We start from the raw sequence: 23,692 nt of genomic DNA on the forward strand, positions 1-23,692 counted from the left end.
CCTTGGGCGACCGGCTGGATGGCGTCAACCGGGTACGTTGGTCGCGTGTAGGTGGCCGTTGGGAGGCTGCAGCGTTGCATCTGTGACTTGGGTCATGTCTGGAGGAAATGTTGGCTTGGTATGCGCTGGCGCATCCCTATAATGCCTTTACTTATTGAAATATTGACGCCATGGCTTTGACGTTAGGGATAACGCTCAGTTGATCGCTGTGCAGGCCTGTTCGCCCAAGGGGGGCAGCCTGCAGGAGACTCGCAATGAAAACTGACGCGAAAGTGGTGCACCTTAACAAAGTGGCCGCTGAGCAATCGTCCACCTCGCCGGTAGGAAGACTGCCCGTGGCGCTAACCAATGTGCGTGACAAAGCGGTGCAGCAGCTGCGCAAGGCACTGCAGTCGCTCTTCGACAATGCCGACGATACGCTGTTCGAGATGGCTGATCGCGCCACCAGCAATACCGAGCAGAATGCGTTTTTCGAGACCATGCGCGATCTGCGCCTGAAACGCAAAAATATCGAGCGCGGGTTCCTGCACAAGGTCCTGGATGCCTTTGCCGCTCTCAATCAGTACGAGATTGGCCGGCCAGCCCCGCTGGAGGCCGTTTCGTTCGACTCCCTGTCCCTGGTGCAGAACGACGAGCTGGAAGAGGCCGTGGCGCTGGAAGCCATGGTGGCCAAGGTCATAAACCATGATGGCGTGGCCTTGAACCATTTGACCACGCGGCTGAATGCGATGGTCAGCAAGAAGCTGGACAACAAGACCAACCCCCTCGGCCCCACGTTGCTATGCGAGTTCTTCCTCGACGCCTGCAGCAGTCTCGGGGTGGAGATCAAGGTCAAGCTGATCATTCTCAAGCTGTTCGAGAAGTACGTGCTGGCGGATCTCGATCAGCTGTATGCCGAGGCCAATCAATCCCTGGTCGAGGCCGGCGTATTGCCCGAGCTGAAGTCGGCTCCGGCGGCGCAGCGGCGCAACCCTTCGCGGCCCGCTGCAGCGACCGGCAGCACGGCGGATGAGTCCGCAGGCGTCGCGGGCGACGGTTATGTGGATGAAGGGGTCAGAGAGGTATTCGGCGCACTGCAGGAGCTGCTATCGCAAGCCCGGGGCACTGTGGTACCACAGCGCAACCGGCCCGCCGATGCCCGGCCGATTTCCAGCAATGACCTGATGCGCTTGCTGTCGCATATGCAGCAAGGCGTACCGACCCAGGCGAGTGACGACTTCGACCTGCGCGAGCAGCTTGAAAGCCTGCTGGTGCGCGCCAGCGTCAAGACCGGCAAGACCCGTGTGGTTGGCGAGGTGGATGAGGATGTCATCAACCTGGTGTCGATGCTCTTCGAGTTTATTCTCGATGACCGCACCCTGCCGGACTCGCTCAAGGCCCTGATCGCGCGCCTGCAGATCCCCATGCTGAAAGTCGCGGTTATCGACAAGACCTTCTTCAGCCGTGGCAGCCACCCGGCGCGGCGACTGCTCAACGAGATCGCTTCCGCCGCCCTGGGCTGGGGCGATCAGGACGATACCCAGCGCGACAGCCTGTACCAGAAGATCGAACAGGTGGTGCAGCGCCTGCTGAATGATTTCGTCGACGACCCGGCGATCTTCTCCGAGTTGCTCTCCGACTTTCTGGCCTTTACCGGCGATGAGCGCCGCCGCAGCGAGCTGCTGGAGCAGCGTACCCGCGACGCCGAGGAGGGCAGTGCCAAGGCGGCGCTGGCCCGTCGCGAGGTGGAGCAGGCGTTGAATGAGCGGTTGCTCGGCAAGACCCTGCCCGAGGTGGTGGTGCGTTTGCTGCAGGAGGCCTGGAGCAAGGTGCTGATGCTTACCTGTCTCAAGCATGGTGTGGCGTCCGCCGAATGGCAGGCGGCCCTGGCGACCATGGATGATCTGGTCTGGAGCGTCGAGCCGCATGACGATCCGGAAGCGCGCATGCGCCTGCTGGAAGTGGTGCCAGGCCTGCTCAAGGCGCTGCGCGAGGGCATGGCCAGCGCGGCCTTCGACCCGTTCTCCACCGGGGATTTCTTCAATCAGCTGGAGGCCCTGCATGTGCAGGCCTTCCAGCGTTTCAAGCGGGCGCTGCCGGTCGAAGTGGAAGCCGAAGCGCCGGCGGCCGATGATGCCAATCAGCAGTCAGCGACCGAGCAGGATATGCCGCTGCTGGAACTGCCGCCCGAAGCGGCCGACGACGAGCCGGCCATGGTTGCGGTGGTCGAGGAAATCGTCCTGCTGGTGCCGGGCGAGAACCGCCTGGTTGAGCCGGACGTCAGCCTGCCGGACGACGACGAGGCGCTGCTGCAGGTGGATAATCTGCGGGTCGGCAGCTGGGTCGAGTTTCAGGAAGACGAAGAGCACAAGCTGCGCTGCAAGCTGGCGGCGGTGATCAAACCGACCGGCAAGTATGTGTTCGTCAACCGTACCGGCATGAAGGTGCTGGAAAAGACCCGCATGGGCTTGGCGATCGAGTTCCGCCGCGGCGCGATCCGTTTGCTCGACGATGCCTTGCTGTTCGACCGAGCCCTGGAGTCGGTGATCGGCAATCTGCGCAGGTTGAAGAACACCTGAGACCCTAGCTCGCAGGGACAGTCGGGGTTGTAGGGTGCGCCGTGCGCACCGCTTGCGACGTGGAAGAGCTGGTGCGCACAGCGCACCTTACGGGGTTATGGCCTTATACCGCTCTTGGCCGGCGCGCTCGCCCTGGCGCGCAATGGCCTGCGCAGCGTCTTGTGGGCAGCGTTTGGCCTGGCAGGCTGCTAAAGTGACGGCTCGTTCAAGGAGCCTTTATGCAACTGGATTCCGCCAGTGGCTGGTGCCACGGCATTCGCCATTGCCCGTCCGCCAATTTCAATGCACGCCCGCAGGCCGAGGTATCGCTGCTGGTGCTGCATAACATCAGCCTGCCGCCGGGCCAGTTCGGTACCGGCATGGTGCAGGCCTTCTTCCAGAATCGTCTGCCGCTGGACGAGCATCCCTATTTCGCCACCATCGCCGATCTGCAGGTGTCCGCACATTTCTTGATCGAGCGTGACGGCACGATCACCCAGTTTGTCTCCTGCAATGAGCGCGCCTGGCATGCCGGCCAGTCGTGCTATGCCGAGCGGGAAAACTGTAACGACTTTTCCCTGGGCATCGAACTCGAGGGCACCGATGAGCTGCCCTACACCGAGGCGCAGTATGCGGCCCTGGTGGAGCTGATCGGCGTATTGCAACAGGGCTATCCGGCGCTCAGTCTGGAGCGTATCTGTGGCCACAGTGATATCGCGCCAGGGCGCAAGACCGATCCGGGGCCGGCGTTCGACTGGCCGCGTCTGCGCACTGCACTGCTGACTAAATAAGGAGAGGTCATGAGTTTTCTGGTGCTACTGCTGGTGCTCTGGGTCGAGAAGTTCTCGGCCTGGCGCAGCAATATTCAACAGGACGGTCCCTGGCTGCGCTTGCTGGCCCGGGTTGAGCACAAGGCCGAGTGGGTGGCGCGCCCCTGGCTGGCCCTGGCGCTGGTGGTCCTGCTGCCGTTGGCGGTGCTGGCCCTGATCCTGATCGTGCTCACCCCCCTTGCCTACGGCTGGCTGGCGTTGCCGGTGCACCTGCTGGTGGTGATTTACAGCCTGGGCCGCGGTGATCTGCAGGCCGCTCTGGGGCCGTTCCGCGATAGCTGGCGGCGCGGCGATGCCGAGGCGGCTTATCTGGTGGCGCGCCGCGACCTGGGGCTGGAGGTCGAAGAGGAAGGGGCGCTGCTGAAGAGTGTGCAGGGCCATCTGGTGTGGCAGGCCTATCAGAGTTTCTTTGCCGTGATCTTCTGGTATGCACTGCTCGGTCCGCTGGCCGCGCTGGCCTATCGATTGCTCGCCCTGAGCGCCGAGCATGCCGAGCAACCGGCCCTGCGCGAGCGCGCGGTGCAGGTGCGTCATGGTTTCGACTGGCTGCCGGTGCGGGTGCTGGCAGCCAGCTTTGCCCTGGTGGGCAACTTTGCCGCGGTGACCCGCGCCTTGCTGCATGAGCTGCTCAGCTGGGACATCAGCGCGGCGCAGCTGGTGATCAGCACCGGCCGTGCCGCCAGCGAAACGCCCGAGCCGGTGATCGGCGAGGTGGGGGTCAGCAGCCTGGACGGGCTGTGGCAATTGCTGGTGCGTGCCGCCGTGCTCTGGTATGCCCTGTTTGCCGTGTGGACCCTGCTTATCTGACCGTCGATACGCCCATTACCTGGCGCGGCATTCGCCGCGCTCCCGGGCTGCACTGCGCTGGTTCGGGTTGCAGCTCGACTGTAGCCCCTCTGTGTATCTACAAGGCCTGCTATCTCGTAGGGTGGATGACGCTTTATCCATCCACCAGATTGCGGTGGTGGATGAGAAAGGCGTCATCCACCCTACACCGCTGGCAGGGCGTAGGAGCGGGCCATGCCCGCGACACCCATCGCGGCCATGGGCCGCTCCTGCAGGTATCCACAAAGTGATAATCGCAACTGCATTCAGTTTGCTGCGCGGCTGCGCGGCATCTGGATCCTGCGAGCCCTCCGACCCCGGTAAATCCTGGCGCAATCCGGCTCTGGCCCGTGCGCCAGGCGCTGCTCGCGGAGTCGACCCGGCTGGTCAGCGGGGCCTGTGACCCGGCGCTATAGTCCTCGGGCGAGGATCTCGACCTTGGTACCACTCAGGTCAATACCGGCCCGTAGGTGGTTCGCGCATCATTAACCTTAAGTTACAGAGGTTGAAGTCGATAAGAGGTATATATGGCGGCATGCTCAGGCGTGTTTTGTGACGCGGATCACCTTGGCCTGCCCGTAAGCCGGTGCCCCGAGTGTCGCAGTCCGAGCAGCGAGGGACGCACAGGCTGCCATATGGAACGCCGGGCGGCTGATCTTGCCATCACCATGACAATAATTAGAACTGGAGACGTCCTGTGAAGACCGTGCTGTATCCGGCCATCGCGCTAATGAATCGCCTCAGCTTCGGCATGAAGTTCAGTTTGATCAGTGTCCTGTTCTTTCTGCCCATGCTGGTCACCAACTTCTATCTGGTGCGCGACTCCTACCGCCAGTTCATCAGCACCCAGGCGGCGCTGGAAAGCATCGATCTGCTCGGCGAGGCCATGGTCCTGCGGCGCAGCCTGGAAGACTACGTCGACCTGATCGAAATCAACGCGATGATCGGCCAGTCCGGGCAGGCGGGCGATCTGGACAGCCGTCTCGGCAAGCAACAGAGCCAGATTGCCGAGCTTTTGCAGGCGCTGGCCCCGGTCGCCCGTGAGGCCGAGCAGATCGAGGAGTTCAACGCCAAACGCGACGAACTGAACGCCGAGCTGGAGGCCATTCAGCGAGAGACTTCGCTGCAGGGCAAGATCGCCCTGGCCGAGAAACTGCTGGGCAGCTCCCAGGTGTTTATCAAGCTGGTCGCCAGCCAGGCGGGCCTGAGCCAGGACCGTCAGAGCGCGGTGCGGCAGATGGTCGAGCTGGTTACCGTGGTGACCCCCAAAGTCAGTGCCGCCCTGAGCGAGGGGCGTGCCCTGGGGGCCTATTCCCTGGGTCAGGGCTTTCTCAATTCTTCCGCCAGTACCCAGTTCGACGAGCTGCTGCTCGAGCTGGAAAAACTGCACGGCGAGTACGATCTGAACCTGCAGGAGTCCCTCAATAGCAGCCCCGAGGCCCGGACGGCGCTGGCCAGCCTGGCCGCCGAGAGCCTGCAAAGCCTGAAAAGCAGCGCGGTGGTGTTCGAGGACCAGGTGGTTATCGCCGACTCCCTGGACACCCCCTGGCTGCAGTTCTACGAAGAAATCGGCAGCGCCATGGGCACGACCTATGAGCTCAACGACGCCGTGCTGGCCTTCCTCGACGGGCAGTTGCAGGCGCGTCTGCTGGATAACCGCAGCCAGATGATCTTCCTGGTGGCGGCCCTGGTCGTGGTGTTCCTGCTGATTCTCTACCTCTACGGCGGCTTCTACGTTTCGATCCGCGCCACCCTCAAGAGCCTGGGCCAGGTGATGAACCAGGTGGCCGCCGGCGACATGACCGTGAGCTTCAAGTCCCAGAGTCAGGACGAGTTGGGCGAGTTGGGCCAGGTATTCAATGAAACCGTGGTCAAGATCCACCAGCTGATCGAGCGCGTCGGCCAGACCGTGGTCGAGGTCGAGCGCCAGGCCGACCGCGTGCAGCAGGTCTCGGGCGAGAGCAATCACGCCGTAGCCGGACAGCGCAGCCAGATCGAGCAGGTCGCCACGGCGATGAACCAGATGTCGGCCACCGCCCAGGAAGTGGCCCGTAGCGCCGCGGCCGCGGTGGACAGTGCGCAGAGTGTCAACCAGGAAACCGTCAGCGGGCGAGCGCTGGTCGAGTCCCAGGTAGGCAGTATTCAGCGCCTGGCCGGCGAGATCGACCAGTCGGTGGCGGTGATCAATCAGCTGGCCAGCGACAGTGCCTCGATCAGTCAGGTATTGGACGTGATCAAGGGCATCGCCGAGCAGACCAATTTGCTGGCGCTCAATGCCGCCATCGAGGCGGCGCGTGCCGGCGAGCAGGGCCGTGGTTTTGCCGTGGTGGCCGATGAGGTGCGTAACCTGGCCAAGCGCACCCAGCAATCCACCGAAGAAATCGAGTCGATGATCAGCAAGCTGCAGGGCGGCGTGGGCGCGGCGGTGAAGGCGATGGGTGCCAGCCACCAGATGGCCGACACTACCGTCAGTGAGTCGGGCAAGGTGCAGCAGGCCCTGGAAAATATCCTCGGCGCGGTGGGCATGATCGTCGACCAGAACCAGCAGATCGCCACGGCTGCCGAAGAGCAGACCGCGGTGGCCCAGGATATCGACCAGAACATCGTCGAAATCAGCCAGGCCGGCGAACGCACCGCCGAGGGTGCCAGCCATACTGAACAGGCCAGCCGTGAGCTGTCTGGGCTGGTGGCGCGCCTGAAGCAGTTGATCAGTGCGTTCCGCGTCTGAGGGGTGGCCCAGTATCGACAAGGCCCGCCATTTGGCGGGCCTTGTCGTTTGCGCCGGGTGGCGGCGGCGCGTGTGCTGCAGAATTTGTAGGCGCGGGCCATGCCCGCGAAAACCAGTAGCTCCGTAGGAGGGATGGCAATCCATCGCTACGAGTGGTGGGTTGTCACCTAGTCGGCCCCACCCATCCTACCAGGCAGCGTCGGTATTCCAGCCAAACAACTCGGTTGCGTTGCGGCTACTGACGCTGGCCAGTTCGTCTGCGCTGATGCCGCGTAATTCGGCCAAGGCTTGGCAGATATCAGGCAGGTATTCCGGGCTGTTGCGCTGGTTGGGGTGCATGGCGGGGGCCATGTCTGGCGAATCGGTTTCCAGCACGATCGCCTCCAGTGGCAGTTGCGCCACCACCTTGCGCAGGCGTAAGGCTTGCGGCCAGGTGGGTGCGCCGCCCAGGCCGAGCTTGAAGCCGAGCTTGAGGTACTCGCGGGCTTCTTCAACGCTGCCGGCAAAGGCGTGGATGATGCCGCCACGTGCTGGTTTGAGGCGTTTCAGGGTGGCGATGGTTGCCGCATGGGCGCGACGTACGTGCAGCAGCGCGGGAAGCTCGAATTCAATAGCCAGTTTGAGCTGCGCCTCGAATAGCTGTTGCTGGCGTTCTCGATCGAGGTCTTCGAGAAAGTAGTCCAGGCCGAATTCGCCCACTGCGCATAGCTGCGGATGGCCGGCCAGGCGCTGCAACCAGTCGCGCAACTCGCTCAGGTGTTCGGCGCGGTGGCTGTCCAGATAAACGGGGTGCAGGCCGAAGGCGGCGTACAGGCCAGCATCGCCCTGGACCAGATCCCACAGTCGTTGCCAGTTGGCCTGATACACGCCGAGCACCACCAGCCGCTCCACGCCCAGGGCGCGGCTGCGGGCCAGCAGCGCGCTGCGGTCGGCGTCGAAGTCGGGGAAATCCAGGTGAGTGTGGGTATCGATCAGGCGCATGGGTGAATCATACGCCGCCCGGCTTTTCCTACAACGGGCGGCGCACCTTGAGCTGGCGCGCGATGGCCTCGATACCAGGCTGGTAGTGGTTCTGCTCGATGGCGGCGATGGCCAATGTCAGCACCCGTTCGGCAATCCGCTCATGTTGCTGGGAGATGGCGTTGACCCGCAGCGGCAGAAAGTCCAGCAATTGAGTGTCGCCGAAGGTGGCCATGCGCAGTTCGGCGAAGTCATCTGTGGTTTGCGCCTGCAGGGCGTCCAGCACCCCTTCGAGCAGCACGTAGGCGGTGGTGATCAGGGCATCCGGTGCGCCGGCCGGGTGCTCCAGCAGGACGTGCATCTGCTGGCAACCGCTGGCGCGGCTGAACTGCTCGGCATGGCAGACGCTGATGCGCCCGGCGAAGCCGTCCAGGGCCTGGCGAAAACCGCGTTCGCGGGCCTGGCTGATCGGCAGTTCGCCACGCGCACCGATCAGGGCGATATGCCGGGGCGGTGGGCTGAGCAGCGTGGCGGTGAGCAGGCTGCCGGCCTGCTGGTCGTCGCTGACCACCGAGCAGATGCGCGCGGGATCGAGGGCGCGGTCGACCGCGATCACTGGCACGCCGCTGGCCACCAGGCGCGGGTAGATCGGGTCGTCCTGGGGCAGGCAGCTGGCGACGATCAGGGCATCGCAGCGGCGCGAGCGAAACAGTTCGAGCAATTGGCGTTCGCAGTCCGGGTCGTCGTCGGAGCTGGCGATCAGCAGCTGGTAGCCGGCGGCGCGGGCGCGCTGTTCGAGCAGCTTGGCCAGGCGCGCGTAGCTGGGGTTTTCCAGGTCCGGCAGGATAAAACCCAGGCAGCGGCTCTGCCCGCGGCGCAGCCCGGCAGCCTGCTGGTCGGGGCGATAGCCGTGGCGCTCGACCACTTCCAGCACCCGCGCCACGGTGGCGGCGCTGATCCGCCGCTTGTCGGCCTGGCCGTTGATCACATAGCTGGCGGTGGTGACCGAGACCTGGGCCAGGCGGGCGATATCGCTGAGTTTCAAGGCGCAGTCCTGGGAGGGTGATGGATGGGGGGACAGTCGGGCTTCAAGGATCGCCGATTATGGGGTAACGTGCCAGTCATTAGGTGAAACGATTCAGCAGGCGGGCCGATTGACTATCCTTTGGGTGGTGCGGGTGCCTGCGACAGCCAGCCTCACCTGCCAGAGGAGAACAATAAGATGCTCGAACTGAATGCCACGCAAATCCAGATGGGCCGCAACGCCCCGGACAAACAGGCGGCGCTGGCGCTGCTGGCCGAGGCGCTGAGTAGTGGTGGGCTGGTCGCGCCAGGCTACCTGGCCGGCATGCAGGCCCGCGAGGCGCAAGGCTCGACCTACCTGGGCCAGGGCATTGCGATTCCCCATGGCACGCCGCAAACCCGCGACCAGGTGCACTGCACCGGCGTGCGTCTGATCCAGTTTTCCGAGGGTGTGGATTGGGGCAATGGCCAGTTGGTCTACCTGGCGATTGCCATCGCCGCCCGTTCCGACGAGCACCTGCATCTGCTGCAACTGCTGACCCGGGCTCTGGGCGAGGGCGATCTCAGTCAGGCCCTGCGCGAGGCGCGCGAGCCGGAGGCGATAGTCGCGCTGCTGCAGGGCGCGCCCCAGGAGCTGGCGCTGGATAGCCAGCTGATCGGCCTGGGCCTGGCGGTCGAGGATTTCGACGAGTTGCTCTGGCAGGGCGCGCGTCTGTTGAAAAAGGCCGGCTGCGCCGAGCCGGCGTTCGCCAACCAGTTGGCCCAGGGCCAGCCGTTGCCGCTGGGCAACGGTCTGTGGTGGTTGCACAGCGATCAGGCCGTGCTCAGCCCCGGCCTGGCCTTCGTCACCCCGGCGCAGGCGCTCGAGTACCAGGGCCAGCCGTTGCGCGGTCTGTTCTGCCTGGCCAGCCTGGGCGAGGCCCATCGCCAGTTGCTCGAGCGCCTGTGCGATCTGTTGATCGAGGGGCGCGCCGCGGCCTTCAGCCAGGCGACCTCCAGCCGCAGCGTGCTCGAGGCCCTGGGCGGCGAGGTGCCGGCCGACTGGCCCGTGCTGCATATCACCCTGGCCAACACCCATGGCCTGCATGCGCGCCCGGCGAAGATTCTCTGCGAGGTGGCCCAGGCCTTTACCGGCGAAGTGCGCGTGCGCCTGGCCGGCGAGCCCGGCCCCGGGGTTTCGGCCAAGAGCCTGAGCAAGTTGCTGAGCCTTGGCGCGCGCCGCGGCCAGGCTCTGGAGTTCAGCGCAGAACCGGCTATTGCGGGCGACGCCCTGGCGGCGATCGAGGCCGCAGTGCAGGCCGGTCTGGGCGAAAGCGTCGAGCCCTTGCCGGCGCAGGCCGCAGCACCTGCTGCCGCGCCTTCGGCAAGCGCCGTGGTCAAGCTGCCCGCGCCGCTTGCCGGGGCGCGTATTCAGGGGGTTGCCGCCGCGCCGGGGATCGCCATGGGGCCTGCGTTGGTGCGGGTGCCGCTATGTTTCGATTACCCGGCTCAGGGCCAGGGCGTTGCGGCTGAGCGCGAGCGCCTGAATGCGGCGCTGGGGCAGGTCGACGCGGATATCCAGCGTCTGGTCGAGAGCCGGGCGCAGGCCAATATCCGCGAAATATTTATCACCCATCAGGCCATGCTGCGCGACCCGGCGCTGGCCGAGGATGTCGAGGCGCGCCTGCTCCAGGGGGCCAGCGCCGAGGCGGCCTGGCAGGCCGAGATCGAGGCCGCGGCGGCGCAGCAGGAAGCCCTGCACGATGCCCTGCTGGCCGAGCGCGCCGCCGACCTGCGCGATATCGGCCGGCGTGTGCTGGCCCGCCTGTGCGGCGTCGAGGCCCCGCGCGAGCCGGATGAGCCCTATATTCTGGTGATGGACGAGGTGGCCCCCTCGGATGTCGCCAGCCTCAACCGCGAGCGTGTGGCGGGCATCCTCACCGCCCGCGGCGGTGCCACCGCCCATAGCGCGATCATCGCCCGGGCCCTGGGCATCCCGGCGGTGGTTGGGGCCGGCGAGGCGGTGCTGAGCCTGGCTCAGGGTACGCCGCTGCTGCTGGATGGCGAGCACGGCCTGCTGCGTGTGGCCCCCGACGCACAGGCCCTGGAACTGGCTCGACAGCAGCGCGAGCAGGGCGAGCTGCGCCGTCAGCGCGCCCATGCCGAACGCCTGCAACCGGCGATCACCCGTGACGGCCAGCGCCTGGAAGTGGCGGCCAATATCGGCAGCAGCGCGCAGGCCGCGGCGGCGGTCGAGGCGGGCGGCGAAGGCGTCGGCCTGCTGCGCACCGAGCTGGTGTTTATGGACCACAGTCAGGCCCCGGACCAGGCCACCCAGGAGCTCGAATACCGCCGCGTGCTCGACGCTCTGGATGGCCGGCCGCTGGTGGTGCGCACCCTGGATGTCGGCGGTGACAAACCCTTGCCCTACTGGCCGATGCCGGCGGAGACCAACCCCTTTCTCGGTGTGCGTGGCATCCGCCTCAGCCTGCAGCGCCCGGACATGCTCGAAACCCAGCTGCGTGCGCTGTTGAGCGCGGCCGCCGGGCGGCCGTTGCGGATCATGTTTCCCATGGTCTGCGGTGTCGAGGAGTGGCGCGTGGCGCGGGATATGGCCCTGCGCCTGCGCGAGGAGATCCCCCTGGACGACCTGCAGCTGGGGATCATGGTCGAGGTGCCTTCGGCGGCGTTGCTGGCCCCGGTGCTGGCGCGCGAGGTGGACTTCTTCAGCATCGGCACCAACGACCTGACCCAATACACCCTGGCCATCGACCGCGACCATCCGACCCTGTCGGCCCAGGCCGATGGCCTGCACCCGGCGGTGCTGCGCCTGATCGGCATGACGGTGGAGGCCGCCCACGCCCATGGCAAGTGGGTTGGGGTGTGCGGCGAGCTGGCCGGCGACATGCTCGCGGTGCCCCTGTTGGTGGGGCTGGGGGTCGACGAGCTGAGCGTTTCGGCGCGCAGCATCGCCCTGGTCAAAGCGCGGGTGCGCGAGCTCGATTACCGCCACAGCCAGGCATTGGCGCAGCAGGCCCTGGGCCTGGAGAGCGCGGCGGCGGTGCGCGCGCTGATGGAGGAGAGCAACTGATGGCCCGTATCCTGACCCTGACCCTGAACCCGGCGCTGGACCTGACCGTACGCCTGCAGAGCCTGCAGCCCGGCGCGCTCAACCGCAGCCTGGGGCAGAGCAGCCACGCCGCCGGCAAGGGCCTGAATGTGGCCCAGGTGCTGGCCGACCTGGGCCACAAGGTCACGGTCGGCGGCTTTCTCGGTGCGGCCAATGCCGCGCCCTTCGAGGCCCTGTTCGCCCGCCGCGGCTTTATCGATGCCTTCGTCCGCGTGCCCGGGGAGACCCGCAGCAATATCAAGTTGGCCGAGCAGGACGGGCGCATTACCGACCTTAACGGTCCGGGCCCGCGGGTCGAGGCGCGGCACCAGGCCGAGTTGCTCGAAGAGTTGGAGCAGATCGCCGCCGGCCACGACGCCGTGGTGGTGGCCGGCAGCCTGCCCCAGGGGGTAAGCGCCGAATGGTTCGCCGGCCTGTTGCGTCGGCTCAAGGACATGGGCTTGCCGCTGGTGCTGGACAGCAGCGGCGCGGCGTTGCGCGCCGGCCTGGCGGTGGGGCCCTGGCTGATCAAGCCGAATGCCGAGGAGCTGGCCGAGGCCTGTGCCTTGCCGGCCGAGACCTCGGCCGAACTGCATGCCGCGGCGCTGCGCCTGCGTCAGCAGGGCGTCGAGCATGTGCTGCTGTCGCGCGGGGCCGAGGGCGTCAGCTGGTTCGGCCCGGACATCGCGCTGCAGGCGCAGCCGCCGCGGGTCGAGGTGGTGAGTACGGTGGGTGCGGGCGACTCGCTGCTCGCCGCCACCCTGCACGGCCTGCTGGCCGGCTGGCCGGCCGAGCGCAGCCTGCGTTTGGCCACGGCGATCGCCGCCCAGGCAGTGACCCAGGTTGGTTTCGGAATTCACGACAGGGAACAGCTGGCGCGCCTGGAAGCCGGCGTGACCGTTGCACCCCTGAACTAAAAAATAAGAAAAGAGGTTGTCTTCATGAATCTGCTGATCGTCACCGCCTGCCCCAATGGCATGGTCACCAGCGTGCTCTGTTCGCGCCTGCTGCAAGCCGCGGCCCAGCGCCTGGGCTGGTCGAGCCAGGTCGAAGTGCACGACCCCAAGGCCATCGGCTCGCCGCTAAGCGATGCCGATATCGCCGCCGCCGAGCTGGTGGTGGTGGTCAAGACCGGCGAGCTGCCCCTGCAGCGCTTTGTCGGCAAGCGCCTGCTGCAATCCACCCCGGCCGAGGCCCTGGCCGACCCCGAGGGCTTTCTCCGCGCGGCGGCGGCCAATGCCGTGCCGCTGCAGGCGTCCGACTCGGCAGACGCGTCCGCCAGCGCGCGGCCGCGGCTGGTGGCGATCACCGCCTGCCCGACCGGGGTGGCGCACACCTTTATGGCCGCCGAGGCCCTGCAGCAGGCCGCCGCGCAACTGGGCTACGAGCTGCAGGTGGAGACTCGCGGCTCGGTGGGCGCGCGCAACGTGCTGGATGAGGCCGCCATCGCCGCCGCCGACGTGGTGCTGCTGGCCGCCGATATCGAGGTGGACACCGCCCGCTTCGCCGGCAAGAAGGTCTTCCGCTGCGGCACCGGGGTGGCCCTCAAGCAACCGGCCCAGACCCTGCAGCGCGCCCTGGCCGAGGCGCAGCCCCTGGCTGGCGGCAGCCAGGGCGAGGCCGCCGCGCCGGCCCAGGCCGGGCCCTACAAGCATCTGCTCACCGGCGTGTCCTATATGTTGCCGATGGTGGTGGCCGGCGGCTTGCTGATCGCCCTGTCGTTCGTCTTCGGCATCGAGGCGTTCAAGGAGGAGGGCAGCCTGGCGGCGGCGCTGATGCAGATCGGCGGCGAGACCGCGTTCAAACTGATGGTGCCGCTGCTGGCCGGTTATATCGCCTACTCCATCGCCGACCGTCCCGGCCTGGCTCCGGGGATGATCGGCGGCCTGCTGGCCAGCAGCCTGGGCGCGGGCTTTATCGGCGGCATCATCGCCGGCTTTCTCGCCGGCTACGCGGCCAAGGCCATCGCCCGCTGGGTGCAGTTGCCGGCCAGCGTCGAGGCGCTCAAACCGATCCTGATCATCCCGCTGCTGGCCAGCCTGTTTACCGGCCTGGTGATGATCTATGTGGTCGGCCAGCCGGTGGCGGGCATGCTCGTCGCGCTGACCGATTTTCTCGACAGCATGGGCAGCACCAACGCGATCCTGCTCGGCCTGCTGCTCGGCGGCATGATGTGCGTCGACCTCGGCGGGCCGATCAACAAGGCCGCCTACGCCTTCTCGGTCGGTTTGCTGGCGTCGCAGAGCTACGCGCCCATGGCCGCGGTGATGGCCGCCGGCATGGTGCCGCCGATCGGCATGGCCATCGCCACCCTGATCGCCCGGCACAAGTTCGCCCAGAGCGAACGCGAAGCCGGCAAGGCCGCCGGGGTGCTGGGGCTGTGCTTTATCTCCGAAGGGGCGATCCCCTTCGCCGCCAAGGACCCGTTGCGGGTGATTCCGGCCAGCATCGCCGGCGGTGCCCTGACCGGCGCGCTGTCGATGTACTTCGGCTGCAAGCTGATGGCCCCCCACGGCGGCCTGTTCGTGCTGCTGATCCCCAATGCGATCAACCATGCGCTGCTCTACCTGCTGGCGATAGTCGCCGGCAGCCTGCTGACCGGGGTGGTGTATGCATTGATCAAAAAAACCGAGGCGGTGGAACTGGTGGTGGCGGGGGAGAAGGCGTAGCGGGGTAGCAATTGATTGGTGGCGGAGATTTTGCGGTAGGCCGAGAGCGCAGCCCCTCACCCCCACCCTCTCCCCCGGAGGGGCGAGGGAGCCGACCGCGTAAAGCCGATACATTGCAGTCTGCCTGCTGGCTTTTAGCCGGGCTCTATCACTGAAGTGGAGACTGCTCGCCTATATTGGTGACTGGCTATGATCTTCGTCGCGTGCACAAATCAGTCCCCTCTCCCCTCCGGGGAGAGGGCTAGGGTGAGGGGCGAAGTTCACACGGAGGTGAAGCATGGCCAAGGGCTTTCAACGGCCGACAGCCGAGCAGCGCGAGTTTGCCAAGCAATTGCGACATGAGCTGACCGACTGCGAGCGGTTGCTCTGGCAGCATTTGCGCAATCGCCAGATCGGCGGTTTCAAGTTCCGCCGGCAGTATCCCTTGCCGCCCTATGTGCTGGATTTCTACTGCGCAGAGCTGGGACTGGCGGTCGAGCTGGATGGTGGGCAGCACTTCAGCGAGCAGGCCTTGCGCCAGGATGCCGAGCGCAGCCGCTATCTGGGTGGGTGTGGGATTCGGGTGATTCGCTTCAGCAATCGCGAGGTGTTGGCGCAGATGCCTGAGCTGCTGGCGGAGATAGTGCGGCAGGCTGAGATGGCTGCCCCTCGCCCCTAGCCGAGTGCCCCTCACCCCAGCCCTCTCTCCGGAGGGGCGAGGGGGCTGGTCGTGTCAAGCCGATGATTGTGGTCTATCTGTCGGCTCTTAGTCAGGCTCCATCACCGTAGAGGGCGCTGAGCGGTGTGTGCCTGCTAACCGTGATCTCTCCGTCACCGGGGAACGGCCCCCTCTCCTTTTTAGGGAGAGGGATGGGGCGCCCGGCTAGGGGTGAGGGTTGGCTTTCACCAGCGATCAATGATGCTCGCGCGTCGCCCTGAATTTCACGTCCGGCCAGCGCTCTTCCATCAGGCTCAGGTTGACCCGGGTCGGAGCCAGGTAGGTGAGGTGGCCGCCGCCGTCGAGGGCGAGGTTTTCCACTGCCTTGTTGGAGAATTCCTCGAGCTTCTTCTTGTCGCTGCATTCGATCCAGCGCGCCGACCAGACGGTGATCGGCTCATAGGCGCACTCGACCTTGTATTCCTCCTTGAGGCGGCTGGCGACCACGTCGAACTGCAGTACGCCGACCGCACCGAGGATGATGTCGTTGCTGCGCTCGGGGAAGAACACCTGGGTCGCGCCTTCCTCGGCGAGCTGTTGCAGGCCCTGGCGCAGCTGCTTGGATTTCAGCGGATCTTTCAGGCGCACGCGGCGGAACAGCTCCGGGGCGAAGTGCGGGATGCCGGTGAAGCCCAGGGCTTCACCTTCGCTGAAGGTGTCGCCGATCTGGATGGTGCCATGGTTGTGCAGGCCGATGATGTCGCCGGCATAGGCCTCGACCAGCATCTCACGCTCACTGGAGAAGAAGGTCAGGGCGTCGCCGATACGCACGTCCTTGCCGGTGCGCACATGGCGCATCTTCATGCCCTGGCTGTACTTGCCCGAGCAGATGCGCATAAAGGCGATACGGTCGCGGTGCTTGGGGTCCATGTTCGCCTGGATCTTGAACACGAAACCGCTGAACTTCTCCTCGACCGGCTCCACGGTGCGCTCATTGGCGACGCGGGCCAGCGGTTTTGGTGCCCAGTCGACCACGGCGTCGAGCACATGGTCGACGCCGAAGTTGCCCAGCGCGGTGCCGAAGAACACCGGGGTCAACTGGCCGGTCATGAATTCGTCTTGGTCGAACTCATGGCAGGCACCCTGGACCAGTTCCAGCTGCTCGATAAAACGCTCGTACTCGTCGCCCAGGTGGGCGCGAGCCTCATCGGAGTCGAGGTGCTGGATGATCTTGGTTTCGGTGCGTTCATGGCCGTGACCGGCGGTGTAGACGATGATGTAGTCGCCCTTGAGGTGATACACGCCCTTGAAGTCGCGGTAGCAGCCGATCGGCCAGGTGATAGGCGCGGCTTTGATCTTCAACACCGCCTCGATTTCGTCGAGCAGCTCGATGGGGTCGCGGATATCGCGGTCGAGTTTGTTGACGAAGCTGACGATCGGCGTGTCGCGCAGCCGGCACACGTCCATCAGGGCGATGGTGCGTGGCTCAACCCCTTTACCACCGTCGAGCACCATCAGCGCACTGTCCACTGCAGTCAGGGTGCGGTAGGTGTCTTCCGAGAAGTCTTCGTGGCCAGGGGTGTCGAGCAGGTTGATCATGTGCTCGCGGTAGGGGAACTGCATCACCGAGGTGGTGATGGAGATGCCGCGCTGCTTTTCCATCTCCATCCAGTCGGAAGTGGCGTGACGGTCGGATTTACGCGACTTCACCGTGCCCGCGACAGAAATCGCCTTGCCCATCAGCAGCAGCTTCTCGGTAATGGTGGTCTTACCGGCGTCGGGGTGGGAGATGATCGCGAACGTGCGGCGCTTGGCGACTTCGGCGGCCTGGATGGTCATTGTGCGGGAACCCGTCGACTGAATAGTCGGTCTGTCAAAAAAGGCGGCGATTATAACGGTAAACGCCGGGTCGCGCGGCGACCTGTAGTCAGACCGTGAATTCGTTGTTTTTCGCCCCTTTGTGCAGCATTCCCTAGCGTTTTGTTTTGAATATAAAACGTGCAATCGACAAGGCGAGAATGGTGACCAAACTGCGCTAATTATTGATTGATCTCAGCCCCCCATGGCCCTAAAGTTCGCGCCCGAACGTCCATGCTGGCAACGATCCATCCGGCTCAAGTACTGACGACGAGAGATCGATTTCGATACTCGGCGACATGCCTTGGGAAGTAGGCGAACCAAAGTGGGGAAACTGATCAGACGTTCTGCTCGCGTGGCTGAGCCGCCGAGCATCCCGCAAGGCTGAGTAATGGCTGGCAAATGCTAGGGTTACTTAACCGAAACGTATTAACTGGTTCCGCCAACTGGAGTCCCGAGCATGTCGATCAAGGTCGAAGACTATTACGCACCCGCCACTTTCCAGCGCATGAAAGCGTTCGCCGATCAGCACGAAACCCCGTTCGTGGTGATCGATACCCAGATCATCAGCCAGGCCTATGACGACCTGCGCGCTGGTTTCGATTTCGCCAAGATCTACTACGCGGTCAAGGCCAACCCGGCGGTCGAGATCATCGACCTGCTCAAGGACAAGGGGTCGAGCTTCGATATCGCCTCGATCTACGAGCTGGACAAGGTGATGAGCCGCGGCGTCACTGCCGACCGTATCAGCTACGGCAACACCATCAAGAAATCCAAGGACATCCGCTACTTCTATGAGAAGGGCGTGCGTCTGTTTTCCACCGACTCGGAAGCCGACCTGCGCAATATCGCCAAGGCCGCCCCGGGCTCGAAAATCTATGTGCGCATCCTCACCGAGGGCTCGACCACTGCCGACTGGCCGCTGTCGCGCAAGTTCGGCTGCCAGACCGACATGGCCATGGACCTGCTGATCCTCGCTCGTGACCTGGGCCTGGTGCCGTACGGTATCTCCTTCCACGTCGGTTCGCAGCAGCGCGACATCTCCGTGTGGGATGCGGCCATCGCCAAGGTCAAGGTGATCTTCGAGCGTCTCAAGGAAGAAGACGGCATCCACCTCAAGCTGATCAATATGGGCGGCGGCTTCCCGGCCAACTACATCACCCGCACCAACAGCCTGGAAACCTATGCCGAGGAAATCATCCGCTTCCTCAAGGACGATTTTGGCGACGACCTGCCGGAAATCATCCTCGAACCGGGCCGCTCGCTGATCTCCAACGCCGGCATCCTGGTCAGCGAAGTGGTGCTGGTGGCACGCAAGTCGCGTACCGCCGTGGAGCGCTGGGTGTATGTGGATGTGGGCAAGTTCAGCGGCCTGATCGAAACCATGGACGAGTCGATCAAGTTCCCGATCTGGACCGAGAAGAAGGGCGAAATGGAAGAGGTGGTGATCGCCGGTCCCACCTGCGACAGCGCCGACATCATGTACGAGCACTACAAGTACGGTCTGCCGCTCAACCTGGCCATCGGCGACCGTCTCTACTGGCTGTCCACCGGTGCCTACACCACCAGTTACAGCGCGGTGGAGTTCAACGGCTTCCCGCCGCTGAAGTCGTTCTTCCTGTAACACCAGGGCAGACGCTGGACAAAAGGCACGGGCTGATCCCCGTGCCTTTTTTCTGTCCGTTGGCCTGGTCCGCTCGTGCGCTGCAACGGCTGCGTGCGAACTGGCAGGGCAGGGGGCGCAGGGGGGGGTGTTCAGATGCGTATGCTAATGCAAGTGATTTTCACTTGATGTATCGTGCGCGCCTCGAATGTTTGCATCCCGCAACCCTGGAGGCTGTCCTGTGTTCTGCCGTTCCCGTCTTTGTCTAAGCATTTCCCTGGCCTGTACGACCCTTGCGGGTGTCCCTGTTTACGCCGAAGAGGCGGTCGAACTGGAGGCGGTGACCATCAGCGCCACCCGCGCCAAGAGCGAGGCGGGCAAGACGCCGCAGAAGATCACGGTGATCAGCCGCGAGCAGATCGAACAGCAACTGGCGATCACCTCCGATCACGGGCAGATCCTCAGCAACCTGATTCCGTCCTATTCGCCGAGCCGGCAGAAGATGAGCAGCGCCGGCGAGACCTTCCGCGGCCGCTCGGCGCTGGTGCTGATCGATGGCGTGCCGCAGTCCACGCCGCTGCGCGACAGCGCCCGGGACGGCTACACCATCGATATGGCCATGGTCGAGCGTATCGAGGTGATTCACGGGGCCAGTGCCGAACATGGCCTGGGCGCTACCGGCGGGATCATCAACTACGTTACCCGTCGCCCCCAGGGCGGCACGTTCAAGCAGCATGCCGGGGTCAGCTTTGAAGCACCGAGCGACTATGAGTCCGCCGGCCTGGGCTACAAGCTGGATTACCGGTTCGAAGGCAACCAGGGCAGCTGGGACTACCTGGCCGCCGCCAGCTGGCAGACCCGCGGCATGTCCTACGATGCCGACGGCACCCTGATCGGCGTCGACGACACCCAGGGCGACATCATGAACTCGGTCAGCAGCGACCTGCTGCTCAAGCTCGGCTACTGGTTCGACGCCGATCAGAACCTCGAACTGATGGTCAATCGCTTCCAGATCGAGGGCGAGCACGAGTACCTCAACGTGCCGGGCGACCGCGCCAGCGGTACCCCGGCCACCTCACGCAAGGGCAGCCCGCCGGGCGAAGCGCCGCAGAACGAAGTGCTGGCCACCAGCCTGAGCTACAAGCACGACGACCTGCATGGCAATCGCCTGAGCGCACAGCTCTACAGTCAGCGTTTTCGCGGGCGTTTCGGCGGCAACACCCTGGCCACTTTCCAGGACCCCGCGCTTGCCCCGGTCGGTACCCTGTTCGACCAGTCGCAGAACGAGTCGGACAAGTACGGCGGCAAGTTCACCCTGAGCCGTGACGGCCTGTTCGACAACCATCTGATGCTCACCGGCGGCCTCGACGTGCTGCAGGACACCACCAGCCAGATGCTGATCGCCACCGATCGCGAGTGGGTGCCGGAAACCCAGTTCCGCAACTTCGCACCCTTTATCCAGGCGGAAATCCGCGCCCACGAGCGCCTCACCCTGCACGCCGGGGTGCGCCACGAGTATGCCGAGCTGGAGGTTGGCAGCTTCCACACCATCGCCTCCACCACCAAGCCTGCCGGCGGCGTAAGCGTCGAGGGCGGCAGCCCGACCTTCGAGGAAACCCTGTTCAACACCGGCCTGGTGTTCCAGCTCACCGACTGGGCGCAGCTCTACGCCAACTATTCCGAGGGCTTCGGCATGCCGGATGTCGGTCGCGTGCTGCGCGGCATCGGCCAGCCGGGCATGAGCGTCGACAGCTTTCTCGACCTGCAGCCGATCGTCACCGACAACCGCGAGGTCGGCCTGCGCTTCAACCATGGCCCCTTCGATGCGGAAATCGGCTACTTCGAATCCAATGCCGACCTCGGCGCGCGCCTGGAGAATGTCGGCGGGGCGTTCCAGGTGCGTCGCGAGCGCAGCGAAATCGACGGTATCGAAGCCACGGCCGGTTGGCAGATCAACCCCGTACATCGCGTGCAGGCCACCTATGCCCAGGTCAATGGCCAGTCCGATACCGACGGCGATGGCAAGGTCGACACCGACCTGGACGGTGCCAATATCTCTCCGGACCGCTACGGCGTCAGCTGGCAGGCCAACTGGACCGACAAGCTGAACACCCGCCTGCAGGCCAACCACTACGCCAGCCGCGGCTTCGACGATCCGGCCCTGGATTTCGACGGCTACAGCCTGGTGGACGCCTCGCTCGGTTACCGCCTGCCGGTGGGCGAAGCCAGCCTGGGCATCGAGAACCTGCTGAACAAGAAGTACCTGAGCTACTACGCCCAGGCCGCCAGCAAGCGTGACGATCAGATGTTTATGGGCCGCGGGCGCACCGTGACCCTGGGTTATCAGGTCAGCTTCTAGCTACGCGCTAGGGCTTGCCCGAAGGGCGTCGTGGACCGACGGCCGTGACGCCCGCTCAAGCAGGAGCAAAACGCCGCGAATAATCGCGGCGTTTTGCATTGTGCCGCCGTATATCGGCTGCATGGCAGATCGCCATAATATTTAGTGAGAATAAATTGTATTCGTAGTTGGCAATGATTAGCATGCGCGTCACTTCACACCACCTGCCTCGCTCCTTCTGTTGACCGCCATTTGCGCTGCAGAGGAGACCTTTTTTGTTTGTTGGGGATACGCATGACCATTCGCAGTCGCAAGCATCAAAAAGTCAGTCATCTGGCAGCGCTGATCGCCGCCGCTATTCCAGGGATGGCATTTGCCCAGACGGAAGAGGCACAGGGCGAGTTGAACCTGCCGGAGATGGTCGTCACCTCCAAAACCGAGGTGCCCTACAAGGCCGATAAAAGCGCCAACAGCAAACTGACCCAGCCGCTGCTCGACACGCCGAAGACCGTGCAGGTGATCAAGAAGGAAATGCTTCGCGAACAGGGTGCCAACAGCCTGATGGAAGCGCTGCGCAACACCCCCGGCATCACCATGCAGCTGGGCGAGAACGGCAATACCTCGGCCGGCGACACCTTTATGATGCGCGGCTTCTCCACCCAGAACTCGACCTTCGTCGATGGCGTGCGTGATCTGGGCGCGGTCAGCCGCGACGTGTTCAACCTCGAGCAGGTCGAAGTGGTCAAGGGTGCCGCCGGTTCCGATATCGGTCGTGGCGCATCGTCCGGCTATATCAACCTGATCTCCAAGCTACCGACCCTGACCGATGAGGTCTTCGCCACCATCGGTTACGGCACGGCGGACAAGAGCAACCTCACCGCCGATATCAATCAGCAACTGGGCGACAACTCGGCCTTTCGTCTGAACCTGATGCGTCGCGATGGCGATGTCGATGGCCGCGATTACGTCGACAACAGCAGCTACGGCGTGGCACCGTCGATTGCCTTCGGCCTGGATACCGACACCCGCCTGTACCTCTATTCGCAGCATGTGCGCCAGGACAACACCCCGGATGGTGGCATTCCCACCATTGGCATGCACGGCTTCTATAACGCCGATGCCGGCCTCGATGCCGGCGGCAAGGTCGATAGCGAGAATTACTATGGTGCCAAGGGCGACTATGAGCGCATCGACGGCGACATGTTCAGCATCAAGGTCGAGCACGACTTCAATGACGCCCTGACCCTGCGCAACCTGTCGCGCTGGGGCCGCAGCAACAATGATCGAGTTCTCACCGGCGTCAACGGCCTGAACGCACCTACGGCCACCCCTTCGACCTGGACTGTCGATCGTCGCCGCCAGGTGGTCGATCAGGAAAACGAGATCCTCGCCAACCAGACCAGCCTGAGTGCAGCGTTCGATACATTCGGCTTGCGCAACGAGCTGGCCGCGGGCCTCGAGCTGATGAGCGAGAAACAGCTCAATCGCGGCTACGACGTCAAAGCCCAGACCATCGACGGCGTGCCCTATACGGCTGTGCCCGTCCCCCCCGCCAACCTGTACGACCCGAGCGCCCACGACGGCCTCGGCGATCCTTACAAGACCGGTGCCTACAGCGATGGCGAGACCAAGACCGCGGCGCTTTATGTGTTCGACACCCTGCACCTGAACCAGCAGTGGGCGCTCAATGGCGGCGTGCGTTTCGAGCACTACCGCACCGAGACCGACAGCGTCGCCATCACCGATGAGGCTCGAGTGCCGGGCAGCGCCTACGAGTCGGGCGATCTGACCAGTTGGAATGCCGGCGTGCTGTTCAAACCTGCGGAAAACGGCAGCATCTACCTGTCCTACGCCAACTCGCTGACCCCGCCGGGCAGCGGCAACTTCAACCTGGCTGCCAGTGCCGCCGATTCCTCGTCCAACGAACAGGTCGGTCTGGACCCGCAGGAAACCGAACATGTCGAGCTGGGCACCAAGTGGGACCTGCTGGATAAGCGCCTGGCGCTGACCCTGGCGGCCTACCGTACCGAGAACGACAAGCAGGTCAGCTACGACGCCTTCGCCGCCCGCTACTTCCAGGAAGGCAAGACCCGCGTCGACGGCGTCGAGCTGGGTCTGGTCGGCCAGCTGAGCAACTTCTGGCAGGTTTCGGCGGGTATCGCCCATATGAAAACCAAGCAGATCGATCAACTCAGTCACCGGGCCAGCACCGGGGTCACCTCCGAAAACACCGGCGTGCGCTGGTCGCCGGACCTGACCGCGACCCTGTGGACCTCCTACACCCTGGGCGATCTGACTCTGGGCGGCGGTGCGCGCTATGTGTCCGAGCAGGATCGGGTGGTCACCTCCGGCACCGATCTGAGCACTCAGAACATGCCGTCCATCCCGTCCTACTGGGTGGCGGACGCCATGGCCGCCTACCGTGTCAACGACAACGTCAACCTGCGTCTGAACGTCTACAACCTGTTCGACGAGGACTATATCGAAACCCTTAACAATGGCGGCTCGCGGGCGCGCATGGGTACACCGCGCTCGGCGATGCTGACCACCGAACTGAGCTTCTGATAGACGAGGCCGCCGAACCTGAAGCCTGCGCA

At 64.6% G+C, this 23,692-nt stretch carries 14 protein-coding genes and 1 pseudogene; 12 read left to right on the forward strand and 3 right to left on the reverse strand.

The genetic code is table 11. The features are described from left to right. Positions 1-254 precede the first annotated feature (254 nt). The 5 genes and pseudogenes from AACY13_RS03135 (at position 255) to AACY13_RS22595 (ending at position 6,920) form a co-directional block, all read left to right on the forward strand. Positions 255-2,558 (forward strand): DUF1631 domain-containing protein, encoded by a 2,304-nt coding sequence (locus AACY13_RS03135; RefSeq protein ID WP_339459246.1) that lies wholly within the window; start codon positions 255-257, stop codon positions 2,556-2,558. Between the two features lie 218 nt (positions 2,559-2,776). Further along, the gene (ampD, locus tag AACY13_RS03140; protein WP_339459247.1) at positions 2,777-3,328 is read left to right on the forward strand and encodes a 1,6-anhydro-N-acetylmuramyl-L-alanine amidase AmpD; all 552 of its coding nucleotides are present in this window, start codon (positions 2,777-2,779) and stop codon (positions 3,326-3,328) included. A 9-nt stretch (positions 3,329-3,337) separates the two neighbouring features. After that, entirely contained in the window at positions 3,338-4,174 is an 837-nt protein-coding gene (ampE, locus tag AACY13_RS03145) for a regulatory signaling modulator protein AmpE (RefSeq protein WP_339459249.1), read from the forward strand. A gap of 1,684 nt (positions 4,175-5,858) precedes the next feature. Next, positions 5,859-6,062 (forward strand): annotated as a pseudogene (locus AACY13_RS22590) (HAMP domain-containing protein); the annotation flags it as partial. A gap of 153 nt (positions 6,063-6,215) precedes the next feature. Further along, on the forward strand, positions 6,216-6,920 hold the full coding sequence (locus AACY13_RS22595; RefSeq protein ID WP_445262531.1) for a methyl-accepting chemotaxis protein: 705 nt from the start codon (positions 6,216-6,218) through the stop codon (positions 6,918-6,920). A 186-nt stretch (positions 6,921-7,106) separates the two neighbouring features. On the opposite strand, the gene AACY13_RS03155 is transcribed toward AACY13_RS22595, so the two are convergent. Then, positions 7,107-7,901 carry a TatD family hydrolase gene (locus AACY13_RS03155; RefSeq protein ID WP_339459251.1) on the reverse strand — a complete coding sequence of 265 codons (795 nt, stop codon included), beginning with the start codon at positions 7,899-7,901 and terminating at the stop codon, positions 7,107-7,109. 28 nt (positions 7,902-7,929) lie between these two features. Next, positions 7,930-8,925, reverse strand: coding sequence for a catabolite repressor/activator (gene cra / locus AACY13_RS03160; RefSeq protein WP_339459252.1), 996 nt, complete (start codon positions 8,923-8,925; stop codon positions 7,930-7,932). A 177-nt stretch (positions 8,926-9,102) separates the two neighbouring features. On the opposite strand from cra, the gene ptsP reads away from it, so the two are divergent. From ptsP to AACY13_RS03180, 4 genes are all read left to right on the forward strand, one after another. Continuing rightward, positions 9,103-11,973 (forward strand): phosphoenolpyruvate--protein phosphotransferase, encoded by a 2,871-nt coding sequence (gene ptsP / locus AACY13_RS03165; RefSeq protein ID WP_339459253.1) that lies wholly within the window; start codon positions 9,103-9,105, stop codon positions 11,971-11,973. After that, the gene (pfkB, locus tag AACY13_RS03170; protein WP_339459254.1) at positions 11,973-12,908 is read left to right on the forward strand and encodes a 1-phosphofructokinase; all 936 of its coding nucleotides are present in this window, start codon (positions 11,973-11,975) and stop codon (positions 12,906-12,908) included. Before ptsP ends, pfkB begins: the two co-directional genes overlap by 1 nt. A 24-nt stretch (positions 12,909-12,932) precedes the next feature. After that, positions 12,933-14,660, forward strand: a complete 1,728-nt coding sequence (locus tag AACY13_RS03175) for a fructose-specific PTS transporter subunit EIIC (protein WP_339459255.1) — start codon at positions 12,933-12,935, stop codon at positions 14,658-14,660. A gap of 277 nt (positions 14,661-14,937) precedes the next feature. Further along, positions 14,938-15,318: an endonuclease domain-containing protein gene (locus AACY13_RS03180; protein WP_339459256.1), complete on the forward strand. Its 381-nt coding sequence runs from the start codon at positions 14,938-14,940 to the stop codon at positions 15,316-15,318. A gap of 234 nt (positions 15,319-15,552) precedes the next feature. Here AACY13_RS03180 and AACY13_RS03185 read toward each other — a convergent pair whose 3' ends face one another. Beyond that, complete coding sequence (locus AACY13_RS03185; protein ID WP_339459257.1) at positions 15,553-17,136, reverse strand: peptide chain release factor 3; 1,584 nt, start codon at positions 17,134-17,136, stop codon at positions 15,553-15,555. Positions 17,137-17,614: 478 nt separating this feature from the next. On the opposite strand from AACY13_RS03185, the gene AACY13_RS03190 reads away from it, so the two are divergent. The 3 genes from AACY13_RS03190 to AACY13_RS03200 all read left to right on the forward strand — a co-directional run bounded on the left by AACY13_RS03190 (position 17,615) and on the right by AACY13_RS03200 (position 23,660). Continuing rightward, positions 17,615-18,778: a type III PLP-dependent enzyme gene (locus AACY13_RS03190; RefSeq protein WP_339459258.1), complete on the forward strand. Its 1,164-nt coding sequence runs from the start codon at positions 17,615-17,617 to the stop codon at positions 18,776-18,778. Between the two features lie 220 nt (positions 18,779-18,998). Beyond that, positions 18,999-21,116, forward strand: coding sequence for a TonB-dependent receptor (locus AACY13_RS03195; RefSeq protein ID WP_339459259.1), 2,118 nt, complete (start codon positions 18,999-19,001; stop codon positions 21,114-21,116). A 273-nt stretch (positions 21,117-21,389) separates the two neighbouring features. Then, the gene (locus AACY13_RS03200; RefSeq protein ID WP_339459261.1) at positions 21,390-23,660 is read left to right on the forward strand and encodes a catecholate siderophore receptor Fiu; all 2,271 of its coding nucleotides are present in this window, start codon (positions 21,390-21,392) and stop codon (positions 23,658-23,660) included. Positions 23,661-23,692 lie beyond the last annotated feature (32 nt).

The sequence above is a fragment of the Pseudomonas sp. EA_105y_Pfl2_R69 genome (assembly GCF_963970915.1).
GTDB lineage: Bacteria > Pseudomonadota > Gammaproteobacteria > Pseudomonadales > Pseudomonadaceae > Aquipseudomonas.